The sequence below is a fragment of the Geminicoccus sp. genome (genome assembly GCF_036263595.1).
Taxonomy (GTDB): Bacteria; Pseudomonadota; Alphaproteobacteria; order Geminicoccales; family Geminicoccaceae; genus Geminicoccus.
Genome location: NZ_DATAGQ010000093.1, coordinates 26,051 through 38,430 on the forward strand (window position 1 = coordinate 26,051; position 12,380 = coordinate 38,430).

Consider the following 12,380-nt stretch of genomic DNA (forward strand, 5'->3'; position numbering starts at 1 on the left):
GGCGTCGGCCCGGAGCAAGCGTCTTGAAGCAATCGATCCAGACCCTGCGCGGCTTGGCGTGCATTTTCCTGGTCGCGTACCACACGGTCGGCAGTGCCCCCGACCGCGGTCTGATGATGGGTGACGGCACGCTGCTCCGCCACCTGGCGGAGAGCTTCGTCTATCTCAGGATGCCCCTGTTCGCCTTCGTGGCCGGGCTCGTCTACACCTTCCGCAGCGTGACGCCCGGCCAGCCGGTGGCGCCGTTCATGCTCGGCAAGGCGCGCCGGCTGCTGATCCCCATGCTGGTGGTCGGCTCCACGCAGTTCTTCTTCCAGACCCTGGCCAAGGGCTTCGACCTCGGCCACCTGGCCGAGGCCCTGTGGATCCCGATCTTCCCCTACGAGCATTTCTGGTTCCTCCAGGCGATCTTCGTGATCTTCGCCCTGGTGGCCTTCCTCGACTCGTTCGGCGTGCTGGTGCAGCGGATCGCGGTGGTCATTGGCCTGTTCCTGGCCGCCGCCATCGCGTCGATGGACCTGATCCAGACCGAACTCCTGTCGATCCGAGGCGCGCTCTATCTGCTGCCGTTCTTCTTCCTGGGGCTCTATTTCGGCCGGTTCGGCGACCCCTTGGCCAGACGCGGCGGCGTACCGATCGCATGGGCGCTGGTGGCGATCGGCGTGATCGTCACCCAGGCCGGCCTGTTCGGCTACCTGGACGGCCCGCTGCCGCGCGAGGCGCCGCTGGGCCTCCTGTTCGGCGCCGCCTTCTGCATGCTGATCATTCGCACCGGCTGGACGAACTCGAAGCTCGAGTTCATCGGCAAGTATTCGTACGGGATCTACCTCTTTCACATGTTCGGCGTTGCCGGCCTGCGCATGATCCTGCCCAAGATCGGCATCGACCAGCCCTACCTGATGTTCGTCATCATGCTGGCCGGAGGCCTGTCGCTGCCGATCCTGGTCGAGCAAATCGCCTCACGGTTCAATCTCACCCGCATGCTGTTGCTCGGACAAAAGCCGCTGCCCAAGGCCAAGCCTTCCCCGCCCGGCTCCACCGACGAGGTCGGCGCCACGGCGCGGTGAGTGGCGGCAGGCCGGTTCAGCCGGCCTCCTCGACCAGCGCCGCCTCGAAGCTCTTCAGCAAGGCCACGCGTGCCGCCGCGATTCGCCGCGCTGGCAGGGTGTGGAGCGTGTCCGCGATCCGGTAGAGCTTGACCGGCAGGTGGTCGAGCGCGAACGCGCGGTCGTCCAGCGGGCGCCGCGCGGCCAGCGGGTCGTCGGGGTCGAAGATCTGCGCGCCCATCCGCCCGGCCGTGTAGAAGCAGCGGGCCAGGCCGATCGCTCCCAGCGCATCCAGCCGGTCCGCATCCTGCAGCACCTCGGCCTCGATCGACCGGCAGGGCAGGCCGGCGGAGAAGCTGTGCGCATGGATCGCATGGTGGACCTGGCCCAGCTTCTCTGTCGGGAACCCCCGGCGTCCCAGCAAATCCACCGCCTCGTCCGCCGACAGGAGCGAGGACCTCGCTCGCTCCGGATGCGACTTGGGCAGGCTGACCAGATCATGCAGCCACGCCGCTGCGGTCAGCACCGCAGGGTCGCAAAGATGCCCCAGCTCCCTGTCGATCTGCCGGGCCATCCGGACGACCCGTGCCACATGGGCGACGTCATGTGCCCCGTCTGCGTCCATGCGGCGGCGCAACTCCTGCACCGCCCATCCTTCGATCTCCACCCGACCTGCACCTCTGCTGATGGTGTTGGCAGCCGACCATCGCCCGCCACCGGACGTCCTGCTCCAGGACCACCTGGCAGCGCCCCTGCGCCGCGGGATCGACAGGGCGAGCCCTGCGAGCACCTGTGCCCGCAAAAAGCGCAACGGCCAAGATCGGCAACGCTTCGGTCCTGCTCGCGGCCGAGCCCGCGATCCGTGATCACGCCACGCGCGTACGTGCGGTAAGTGGCAGGCATCGACGGCTTGACCGGGCCGGAAGATGCGCCGGTCGTGTGGTACGTGCCGTTGAGAGGTGGACCATGGATGCCCCCGTCACTGCGCTCTGGGCAGCGCTGCTGGCTCCGCTTCATCTGTTCCTGACTGTTCGGGTGATCCGGTGGCGCCGGCGCTACCGGATCGACATGGGCAACGGCGACGATGTGCTGATGGAGCGTTACGTCCGGGCGCAAGCGAACTTCATTGAGACCACGCCCTATGCGCTCGTCCTTCTCCTCCTGCTGGAGCTTACCGGGCCATCGGCGTGGCTGCTCCATGGGCTGGGCCTGGCCCTCCTGGCAGGCCGTCTCTGCCATGCCTGGTCGTTCTCGGCCGTCGAGCTTCGTGGCTTCAGCCGCGTCGCCGGCACGGGGCTCAGCCTGTCGATGATCGCCTTGACGGCGCTCCTGCTGCTGATCGGGGTTGCGATGCCGTGACCCGTCCCGACCCGCCGCTGCCGACTTTACATGAAAATACTGTTACGTTTCGTGGTTGTCCTTGAGCAACAGCATCGTTCCGCCGGAATTGCCGGAACCGTCTGCATGCGCCGCATCCGGCAGCCGCAAATCGTGGCAGATCGAGGTGTCGGGACAGCTTGGTCAATACATGGAACATTGCAGCTCAATGCACCGGCAGTTCCGGCAATTCCGCACAAATGTTCGCTGATGAACAGTATTTTGGTCGGTCGAACAATAACGCCTTGCCTGCCTGCAGGCAATTCCACGGTACGCCGTCGCTGTCGATCACGCGCCGGATCGCCCGGCGCCAGCGGTTCAACAGCTGTCGGCGTCGCCGCTGGTGCCGGACTGCAACAGCATGTTGCATTCGATGAAAATGTCGATTGTCTTCGCACCGAAGATGGATTAGCTGTCATGTCTGTCAGCGGCGCCATCGTAGGTCCCCCCCAGGACGCGAAGCGGCACTGGAAGTTTCTCCCCCAGAGAGCGGAAAGGGTGGTCCAGCAATGGGCCGCCCTTTCTGGTTTTTGGCTTGCCTCGGCCGTCTCAGCGGCCTCCTGCTTGAAGGGGCGGCCGCGGGACTGGCCGACACCTTGATCGTGCGGGGGAGGGCGTGTTGGCAAAGGGGTATTTCGGCGAACCGTTCTTCATGGACGATCCTGCCCTCCTGGACGACCCGTTTCCCGCGCTGCGCCGCTACCAGGCCGAGCACCCCATCCACTTCCATCCCGACCTCGGCCAGTGGTTCGCGTTCCGCTACGACGACGTCGCGGCGCTGCTGCGCGACCCGCGCCTGAGCGCCGACCGGATGAAGGGCTTTGTCGATCAGGCACCGGAGACTGTCCGCGCGGACCTGCGCGAGATCGCCCCACTCTTCTCGTCCTGGGTGCTGATGATGGATGGGGAGGCGCATCTGCGCGTCCGTCGGTTCATCAATATCGGCTTCAATGCGACGGCGGTGCAGGCTTTCCTTCCGACGGTGGAAGCGGCCGCCCGCACGCTGCTCGACGAAATCGGCGACCGCCCGTCCTTCGACGTCTGCGCCGAGTACGGTTTCCTGCTGCCGGCCTATGTGCTGTCCGACTTCCTGGGGGTGAGGCCGGAGGATCGCCATCGCGTCGTGCAGTGGTCGGTCGACTTCATCGACTTCTTCAACATCTTCCCGATCACGGTCGACAGCGCCACGCGCATGATCGCCAGCGCGCGGCAGATGAACGCCTACACCCTGGCCCTTCTGGACGAGCGGAGATCCCGTCCGCGCGACGATTTCCTGGGTCAGCTCGCCCGTGCCGCCGCGGAGCCGGACGGCCCGACGCCGGAGGAGATCGTCGGCAATGCCATGCTGTTGCTGCTGGCCGGACATGTCGCCGTCCGCAACCTGATCGGCAACGTCGTCTATCTCCTGGACAAGGATCCGGCACAGCGCCGTCTCCTCCAGGCCGACCCGTCCCTGCTGGAGCCGGCGATCGAGGAAACGCTGCGCTTCGAGCCGCCGGTCACCCTGATCCCCCGCGTCTCCCTGGAGCCCGTCGAGCTTGACGGCCAGACCATCCCGCTTGGCGCCGTCGTCCAGCTTTCGCTGGCTGCCGCCAATCGCGATCCCGGCCACTTTCCCGACCCGGACCGCTTCGACATCACCCGCAACCCCAAGCGCATCCTGAGCTTCGGCATCGGCCCGCATGGTTGTGCCGGCGCGCATCTGGCGAGGCTGGAAACGGCAATCGCCCTGCGCGAGCTCTACCGGCGCTATCCCGACCTCGCCGTCGGCAAGCAGGAACCCATCCACTGGTATCACACGGCCGCCAACCGGGGGCCGATTAATTTGAAGGTACAGGCAGTTGCGGACAATTGCTCAACCTGACCCGCATGATGCCGGTCGGCGTCCCTCGCCTGCGGGTGCCAGCAGGGCCGCCGTTTCATGTCCAAGGCGACGGATCGCCTCGCGATCCGGCTTGCCCTGCTCGGTAAGCGGCACCCGTTCCACCGTCAGCAGGGTGGTCGCACTGGCGACGGCGTCGCCATGTCGCTCGGCCACGGTGCTGAGCCAAGCTGAGGGCTGTGGCGACGCGCCCGGCCACGGCACGACCGCGGCGATCCATCTGGCCGGGTCCTGCTCCGCCACGACCACGACGTAGCGCACGTCCGGCAGCTGGCAGAGCGTGTCCTCGATCAGCGTCGGGCTCACCATGCGCCCGTCGATCCAGCAGATGTCGGCCGCACGGCCCAGGATGTGCAAGAGCCCGCGCGGGTCGAGGAAGCCCAGGTCGCCGGTATGGTACCAGCCGTCCTGGAAGGCGCCGGCCTCGAGTGCCGGGCGGTTGCGATAGCCGTTCGCCATCGCCGGGGAGCAGACTTCGATGCTGCCGTATGCGCCTGCATCCGCCAGGCGGCCATCGGGCTGGCGGAAGCGGACGGCAACGCCCGGGTGGATATGGCCGGCGCAGGAGAATGTGTCGGGGTGGGTCGGGTCGTGCTGTGCCGGCTTCAGGCTGCTCACCAGGCCCATCTCGCTGGCACCATAGGTATGGACCAGCACCGGCCCGAGCCGTTCGAAGGCCCGGCGGCGCAGGGTGGGAGGTGCGGAGGCGCCGATGTGGGTGATCTCCCTCAGGCTGGCAAGGTTGCGCCGGTCCAGCCCGGGATGGTCCATCAGTTCGAACAGCTGCGGCTCCACCAGGAACAGGTGGGTGATCCGCTCCAGTTCGATGGTGGCGAGCGTGTCCGCCGCATCGAACGAATCCTCGAGAACCACCGTCCCGCCACCGAGCAGGGTGAGGTCGACCAGGACCTGGGAGAGATACGCCAGGCGGCCATCGACCAGCTGGCGCCGGTCGGAAGGGCTCGGGACCTGGACCATGGCGCTGTAACTGGCAAAGGTCCGCCAGCTGCCCTTGGGCACGCCGGTGGTTCCGCCCGAGGAAATGATGACGGCCAGGTCCGAGGGGCGCGCCACTACCGCCGTCGGCTCGGCCGGCTGGGCGGCCGCTCGCTCGTCGAGACGATGGGCTGGCTGGTCCGACCCGGCGCCGATCATCGCCACGGGAATGGCAGCGCTGCGCGGGAAAAGGCCTGCCGTCTCCTCGAACAGGACGAGCAGCTGCGGGTCGATCTGGGCCAGCAGATCCGCCCGGCGTTCGGCGCTGGCAGGTACCGGCAGATAGCTTGTCCCGGCGCCCAGCAGGTGGGCGGCATAGCGTACGGCCAGCGCTTCCGGCCGGTTCGGTGCGACCAGTGCGACCAGGCTGCCGCGCCCGATGCCGACCTCGGCCAGTGCCCGGGCATAACGGTAGATCGAACCGAGGAAGGCGTGGGCAGGGATCGACTGGCCGCGGTGCGCCAGGACCGTTCGCGTGCCGGCCTCGCGCAGGACCGCCAGCAGGTGCTCGATGTAGAGCCCGTCCTTTATGACAGCGCCCGCCGGGAACGGATCGCTGGCAGGTGCAGGAATAGGCGACGACGCGGCCATGGCGGCCTCCCCCAGCATGGAACTGCGGCGCCCGCTACCATGCCCTGGATGGCGCGGCCGGGCACGCGAGATCTGCCGGGGCGAAGGCAAGCAGATGGTCGCAGCACCCCGCCTGCGCACGCCGTGAGGACGTCTCCTTCCCCACGGCAGGCTTTGAGCAGGCGGGGAGGGTGGCCTCTGCTACGTGTTCAGCCGGTTCGCCACCAGGTCCTCGACCACGCTCGGATCGGCCAGTGTGCTGGTATCGCCGAGCTGGCTGTAGTCGTTGGCTGCGATCTTGCGCAGGATCCGCCGCATGATCTTGCCCGAGCGGGTCTTGGGCAGGCCCGGCGCCCACTGGATGAAGTCCGGCGTGGCGATCGGCCCGATTTCCTTGCGCACCCACTTCACGAGGTCGGCGCGCAGCGCATCCGACGGCTCGATGTCCTTCTGGAGCGTCACGTAGCAGTAGATGCCCTGGCCCTTGATGTCGTGCGGGCAGCCCACCACCGCGCTCTCGGCCACGGCCGGATGGGAGACCAGCGCACTCTCGACCTCGGCCGTGCCCATCCGGTGGCCGGACACGTTGAGCACGTCGTCGACCCGGCCGGTGATCCACCAGTAGCCGTCCTCGTCGCGCTTGGCGCCATCGCCCGTGAAGTAGGTGCCCTTGAAGGTCGAGAAATAGGTCTGCACGAAGCGCTCATGGTCGCCATAGACCGTGCGCATCTGGCCGGGCCAGCTGTCCAGCAGCACGAGGTTGCCCTCGCCGGCCCCCTCGATCACCTTGCCGTCATTGTCCACCAGTGCCGGCTGGATCCCGAAGAACGGCCGGGTCGCCGAGCCTGGCTTGAGCACCGTGGCACCTGGCAAAGGCGTAATCAGGATGCCGCCGGTCTCGGTCTGCCACCAGGTGTCCACGATCGGGCAGCGGCCGTCGCCGACCACGCGGTGGTACCAGAGCCAGGCCTCCGGGTTGATCGGCTCGCCCACCGAGCCCAGGAGGCGCAGCGAGGCCCGCGAGGTCCGCTTGACCGGCTCATCGCCCTGCTGCATGAGCGCCCGGATCGCGGTGGGCGCGGTGTAGAAGATCGTGACGTGGTGCTTGTCGATGACTTCCCAAAAGCGCGACACGGTCGGGTAGTTGGGGATGCCCTCGAACATCAGCGTGGTCGCTGCGTTGGAGAGCGGGCCATAGACGATGTAGCTGTGGCCGGTCACCCAGCCCACGTCGGCCGTGCACCAGTAGACGTCGCCGTCCTTGTAGTCGAAGACGTATTTGTGGGTGACCGAGGCATAGACGAGATAGCCGCCGGTCGTGTGCAGCACGCCCTTCGGCTTGCCGGTGGAGCCCGAGGTATAGAGGATGAACAGCGGGTCCTCCGCGTTCATCGGCTCGCAGGCGCATTCCGGACTGGCCTCGCGGGCCTCCTTCGACGCATCGAAATCACGGCCGGGCTTCATGTCGACCGCGATGCCCGTATGGCGGAACATCAGCACCTGGACGTCGTCTGGGCACTTCTTCAGCGCTTCGTCGACATTGCCCTTGAGCAGCACGGGCTTGCCGCCACGCAGGCCGCCATCGGCGGTGACCACGACCTTGCTCTGGCAGTCCTTGATCCGGTCGGCCAGCGCGTCGGGCGAGAACCCGCCGAACACCACCGTGTGCACCGCTCCGATCCGGGCGCAGGCCAGCATGGTGTAGGCGGCCTCGGGGATCATCGGCATGTAGATGGTGACCCGGTCGCCCTTCTTGACGCCGTGCGCCTTCAGGACGTTCGCGATCCGGCAGACCCGGTTCAGCAGCTCGCGATAGGTGACCATCCGCTCGTGGTCGGGATTGTCGGCTTCCCAGATGATGGCAACGCGGTTGGCATGCCGAGGCAGGTGCCGGTCGATGCAGTTGTAGGCGACGTTGATCTCGCCATCCTCGTACCACTTGATCGAGACGTCGCCCTCGAACGAGGTGTTCTTCACCTTCGTATAGGGCTTGCTCCAGTGCAGCCGCTGCCCGATCTCGCCCCAGAAAGCCTCCGGCTCGGCCAGCGAGCGCGCATACATGGTGCGGTAGTTGAGATCATCGATGAGCGTCGTCTGCGCAAACGACGCCGGAACGGGAAACAGCTCGGACATTCGCAACCACCCTGTTAGCGCTCATGGTTCCGGGCACGACGGAACCACGGACCAGGACCGGGGACGATCGCCACCGGCCTCCTTTGCACAGAGTTTCCTCCCTGGCCGCGCGCCACGCAACGGCGATCCTCATGCCGCCCGCTCTTTCGCCCGGCCGGACTGTCCCCATATCCCCAGACTTCTCCACGGTTTACAAAGTAGTTTGTCGCGCTGCCGCAACATGCGGGCAAGTCCAGCATAACTTCGTGGATAAGTGCTGGATGGAACGCTTGAAGAACGCCTCTCAAGCGGTCTGGTCGAGCCAATCGATCACGGTCGGCACGATCCTGGACACGATGATCTCGACACCTTCTGCGGTCGGATGGATACCGTCCGGCTGGTTGAGCAGGCGGTCGCCCGCCACGCCTTCGAGGAAGAACGGATAAAGCGGAACATCATGACGTTCCGCCAAGTCTTTGTAGACCTTTGCGAATGCCTTGCCGTAGGCAGCGCCCAGATTGGGCGGGGCCAGCATGCCCGTCAGGAGCACCGGGACGTTCGCGGCCTTGGCCTTGGCGATGATCCCGTCCAGATTCTGCTCCAGCTGCTCGACCGGCAGGGCCCGCAGCCCGTCATTGGCGCCGAGTTCGATGATCAGGTGGGTCGGCTTGTCGGCCAGGACCCAGTCCATACGGGTCAGGCCCCCGGCCGAGGTGTCGCCGGAGACACCCGCATCGATCACGGCGCAATCCCGGCCTTGCGCACGTAACGCCGCTTGGAGACGGGCCGGAAATCCTTCGTTCACCGACAGGCCATAGGCTGCCGTCAGCGAATCACCGAGAACGGCGATCCTGCAGGCTTGGCCTTGCGTAGAATCGGCGGGCTGCGCCATCGCAGGCGGGCTGGCCAATGGTAGCGCCAGCCAGGCAAGGGCTAGAACATGCAGGAAGCGTCGCCGCCATGCGGCGAACTTGCCGGATGGCTGGTGGTTGTCGGGAACATGCCTGTTCGCCATCTGCCCGAATGATGAATCTTGTGAGGATCGGATGATCAATCTTGTAGACCTCCGTCTGGATCTGGTGGGTGCTGCCGGGCAGGTCTCGATCCTCAAGGGTGTCGATCTGCAGGTGCCGGCCGGGTCGGCAGTAAGCGTGGTCGGTCCATCCGGTTCCGGCAAGTCGAGCCTGATCGCGGTGATCGCCGGCATCGAGCGGGCGACCGGCGGCCAGGTCGTCGTGGACGGCGTCGACCTCGCCACCTTGGACGAGGACGGGCTGTCCCGCTTCCGGCGCGGCCGGCTGTCGATCCTGTTCCAGTCGTTCCACCTGATCCCGACCCTCTCGGCGCTCGAGAACGTGGCCGTGCCCCTGGAGCTGATGGGCCGCCGCGACGCCCTGACTCGGGCTGCCGACGCCCTGGCCGAGGTGGGCCTGGCCCATCGCGTCGACCATTATCCCGGCCAGATGTCCGGCGGTGAGCAGCAGCGCACCGCGCTGGCCCGAGCGATCGTGACCGAGCCCTCGATCCTCCTGGCGGACGAGCCCACCGGCAATCTCGACCGTGCCAATGGCGAGCATGTGATGGATCTCGTATTCGACCTGCGCAAGAAACTCGGCACGACGCTGCTGCTGGTTACCCACGACGCCGCTCTCGCCCAGGCCTGCGACTGGACCTGCCGCATGGAGGACGGCCGCATCGTCACGCCGCCGGATTCCTGGTCGAACCCGAGCAGCGCGGGCCAGGTCCTGGCCGGGGCCCCGGCATGAGTGCGTCCAGGCTGCCTTTCACCCTGTCCTTCGCGCTGCGTGACCTGCGCGGTGGCCTGCAGGGCTTCTGGCTCCTCCTGCTCTGCCTGGCGCTGGGGGTGGCCGCGATCGGAGCCGTGGGGCTTCTCTCGGCGGCCGTGGATCGTGCCGTGGCGCGCGACGCCCGTGCGTTGCTGGGCGGCGACATCGTGGTGGAAGCCTCCGGCGAGGAGATTACGGCCGAGGAACTGGGCGACGTGCTGCCACCCGGCAGCATCGCCCGCTCCACCCTGCGGATGAGTGGCCTCGTCACCAGCGAGACCCTGAACGAGGCCGGCAACCCGCGCAGCCTCGCCATCTCGCTCAAAGGCGTGGAAGATCCCTGGCCCTTGGTCGGCACCGTCACCCTCGACCCGCCGCTCGCCGTGGAAGAAGCGTTGGCCGATGGCGGGGTGGTGGTGGAGCGTGGCGTCCTGCCGCGCCTGGGCGTGGAGGTGGGCGACCGGCTGAACCTCGGCGACCGCCAGGTCACCATCCGGGCCGTGCTGATCGACGAGCCCGAGCGCGTGCAGGGGATCTATGGGATCGGTCCCCGGGTCATCGCCTCGCTCGATACGATCCGCGCGGCTGGCATCCTCCTGCCAGGCGCGGTGACGACCTGGACCCGTGCCATTGCCCTGCCGCCGGGTGCGGATGCCGCGGCGGTGCTGGCCACCATTCGCGAGGCCAATCCGAGTGCTCGCTTCCGTGCCCGGGGCATCGAGGAGATCCAGCCGCAGATCGCTCGGTTCACCGACCGGCTCGCGAGCTATCTCACGATTGCGGCCCTGGCTGCCCTGCTGACCGGTGGCATCGGCATCGGCCTGGCGGTCCAAGGCTGGCTGGTCCAGCGCCGCGCCGGCATCGCCACCCTCAAGGCCCTGGGTGCGACGCCCCGCCAGGTCCTGCTGGTCTACGCGCTCCAGGTCCTTCTCGTCGCGACCATCGCAGCGCTGCTGGGCATGATCGGCGCCTACGGGCTGGCATCGATGTCGGCCTTCCTGCCGCCCGACCTGATCCCGTTTGCCGTGGACGGGGTGTTCGACCCGTGGCCGCTGTTGCGTGCCGCCCTGCTCGGCATCGCCACCGCCCTTCTGTTCGCGGCCATTCCCCTTCTGGATGCCCGCGATCTGCCGGTCGCGGCCCTGCTCCGCCCGGCTGCGGCGGAGAACCGCCATGGTGACTGGAAGGTGCGGGTCCTGGTGATCGCGCTGGGCGTCCTGGTGGTGGGTGGTCTGGCATCGCTGACGACGCCACGCCCCGAGATCGGCGCCGTGTTCGCCCTGGCCGCCCTGGCGGCGGCGTTCCTCCTCACCCTCTTGGGCAAGGCGGTGCTGGCCCTGGTCGGCCGCGCCGCGAAGAACGGCCCGCTCGTGCTGCGCCTCTCGCTGGCACGCCTGAACCGGCCGGGCTCCACCGCCCTTCCCGTGGTCGTCGCCACCGGCACGGCGCTCTCGGTGCTGGCGACCGTGCTGTTCGTCCAGCAGTCCCTGGAGTCTGAGCTTCGCAACGCCTTGCCCGAGCGGGCACCGTCGGTGGTCTTCATCGACATCCAGCCGAACCAGGCCGAGACTTTCGACCGGGTGCTGGCCGAATTCCCCGATGCATCGATCCAGCAGCGCGCCCCCGTGCTGCGGGCCAGGGTATCGGGCATCAAGGGCAAGCCGATCGAAGAGGCCGCCATTGGCGAGAACGCGCGCTGGACGGTGCGCCGCGACCGTGGCCTGTCCTGGACGGCGACGCCGCCGGACAACGCGCCGCTCGTGGCGGGCGAATGGTGGCCGCCGGACTATGCCGGTCCGCCGCTCGTCTCGGTCGAGGACGAGATCGCGATCGGCTATGGCGTCGGTGTCGGCGACAAGATCTCGTTCAACGTGCTGGGCCGGCAGGTGGAGGCGACGGTCGCCAATCTGCGTCGTGAGATCGACTGGTCACGCGCCCGGATCGACTTCGTCTTCCTGTTCAGCCCTGGCCTGATCGACAAGGCGCCGCACACGCTGATCGCGGCGGTGCGGGTCCCTCCAGGCCAGGAAAGTGCGCTGCTGGACGCGATGGCGGCCGCCTTGCCCAACGTCACGCCGATCTCGATTACCGAGGTCACCCGCCAGGTTGGCGACGTGCTGGGCAAGATCGGCTTTGCGGTCCAGGCCGTGGCATCGGTGACGCTGGGGGCGGGGCTGCTCGTGCTCCTGGGTGCCCTGGCCGCATCGCGACGGCAGCGGCGGCATCAGGTAGCCCTCATGAAGGTGCTGGGAGCCACCCGCGCCGACCTCTTGCGCCACTTCGTCATCGAGCACGCCGCCACCGGCTTCCTGTCGGCGCTGGTCGGCCTGCTGGTGGGGGGCATCGCTGCCTTCTTGCTGGTCGGCCCGTTCATGAACCTGACGTTCACCCCGGGCCTGGTCAGTGCCGCCGCCCTGGCCTTGGCCGCGGTGGTCGCGACCGGCCTGGTCGGGGCGCTGTCGACCTGGCGGCTGCTGGCCCGCCCGATCGCACCGGTCCTGCGCGGGGGATAGCTGCCAACGACGGTCGCACCACGCTACCTTCATGTGCTACACTGCCGGCTTGGTCTCATGGTGGAGGATGTGGAGAGATGGGCAGTCCGGAGTCGTT

Annotated in this window: 10 protein-coding genes; 5 read left to right on the forward strand and 5 right to left on the reverse strand. The window is 67.6% G+C overall.

The features are described from left to right. Positions 1-23 precede the first annotated feature (23 nt). Positions 24-1,067, forward strand: coding sequence for an acyltransferase (locus VHL31_RS07910; RefSeq protein ID WP_329660664.1), 1,044 nt, complete (start codon positions 24-26; stop codon positions 1,065-1,067). A gap of 16 nt (positions 1,068-1,083) precedes the next feature. Here VHL31_RS07910 and VHL31_RS07915 read toward each other — a convergent pair whose 3' ends face one another. Beyond that, positions 1,084-1,713, reverse strand: coding sequence for an HD domain-containing protein (locus VHL31_RS07915; RefSeq protein ID WP_329660665.1), 630 nt, complete (start codon positions 1,711-1,713; stop codon positions 1,084-1,086). Between the two features lie 299 nt (positions 1,714-2,012). Here VHL31_RS07915 and VHL31_RS07920 point away from each other — a divergent pair, with 299 nt between their 5' ends. Then, positions 2,013-2,405, forward strand: coding sequence for an MAPEG family protein (locus VHL31_RS07920; protein WP_329660666.1), 393 nt, complete (start codon positions 2,013-2,015; stop codon positions 2,403-2,405). A gap of 184 nt (positions 2,406-2,589) precedes the next feature. On the opposite strand, the gene VHL31_RS07925 is transcribed toward VHL31_RS07920, so the two are convergent. After that, on the reverse strand, positions 2,590-2,745 hold the full coding sequence (locus VHL31_RS07925) for a hypothetical protein (RefSeq protein ID WP_329660667.1): 156 nt from the start codon (positions 2,743-2,745) through the stop codon (positions 2,590-2,592). 297 nt (positions 2,746-3,042) lie between these two features. Here VHL31_RS07925 and VHL31_RS07930 point away from each other — a divergent pair, with 297 nt between their 5' ends. Next, positions 3,043-4,287, forward strand: a complete 1,245-nt coding sequence (locus tag VHL31_RS07930) for a cytochrome P450 (RefSeq protein WP_329660668.1) — start codon at positions 3,043-3,045, stop codon at positions 4,285-4,287. Here the strand turns inward: VHL31_RS07930 and VHL31_RS07935 are convergent. The 3 genes from VHL31_RS07935 to VHL31_RS07945 all read right to left on the reverse strand — a co-directional run bounded on the left by VHL31_RS07935 (position 4,279) and on the right by VHL31_RS07945 (position 8,998). Continuing rightward, positions 4,279-5,892, reverse strand: a complete 1,614-nt coding sequence (locus VHL31_RS07935; protein ID WP_329660669.1) for an AMP-binding protein — start codon at positions 5,890-5,892, stop codon at positions 4,279-4,281. The genes VHL31_RS07930 and VHL31_RS07935 overlap by 9 nt on opposite strands. 180 nt (positions 5,893-6,072) lie before the next feature. Next, positions 6,073-8,004, reverse strand: coding sequence for an acetate--CoA ligase (acs, locus tag VHL31_RS07940; protein WP_329660670.1), 1,932 nt, complete (start codon positions 8,002-8,004; stop codon positions 6,073-6,075). Positions 8,005-8,287: 283 nt separating this feature from the next. Beyond that, positions 8,288-8,998 carry an arylesterase gene (locus VHL31_RS07945; RefSeq protein WP_329660671.1) on the reverse strand — a complete coding sequence of 237 codons (711 nt, stop codon included), beginning with the start codon at positions 8,996-8,998 and terminating at the stop codon, positions 8,288-8,290. 31 nt (positions 8,999-9,029) lie between these two features. On the opposite strand from VHL31_RS07945, the gene VHL31_RS07950 reads away from it, so the two are divergent. After that, complete coding sequence (locus VHL31_RS07950) at positions 9,030-9,749, forward strand: ABC transporter ATP-binding protein (protein WP_329660672.1); 720 nt, start codon at positions 9,030-9,032, stop codon at positions 9,747-9,749. Next, positions 9,746-12,283, forward strand: a complete 2,538-nt coding sequence (locus VHL31_RS07955; protein ID WP_329660673.1) for an ABC transporter permease — start codon at positions 9,746-9,748, stop codon at positions 12,281-12,283. The genes VHL31_RS07950 and VHL31_RS07955 overlap by 4 nt, the downstream gene beginning before the upstream one ends. Positions 12,284-12,380 lie beyond the last annotated feature (97 nt).

Coding starts and splice junctions, on each gene's coding strand:
- VHL31_RS07920 (WP_329660666.1), top strand. CDS start 2,013: ATGGATGCCCCCGTCACTGCGCTCTGGGCAGCGCTGCTGGCTCCGCTT.
- VHL31_RS07935 (WP_329660669.1), bottom strand. CDS start 5,892: ATGGCCGCGTCGTCGCCTATTCCTGCACCTGCCAGCGATCCGTTCCCG.
- acs (WP_329660670.1), bottom strand. CDS start 8,004: ATGTCCGAGCTGTTTCCCGTTCCGGCGTCGTTTGCGCAGACGACGCTC.
- VHL31_RS07945 (WP_329660671.1), bottom strand. CDS start 8,998: ATGGCGAACAGGCATGTTCCCGACAACCACCAGCCATCCGGCAAGTTC.
- VHL31_RS07950 (WP_329660672.1), top strand. CDS start 9,030: ATGATCAATCTTGTAGACCTCCGTCTGGATCTGGTGGGTGCTGCCGGG.
- VHL31_RS07955 (WP_329660673.1), top strand. CDS start 9,746: ATGAGTGCGTCCAGGCTGCCTTTCACCCTGTCCTTCGCGCTGCGTGAC.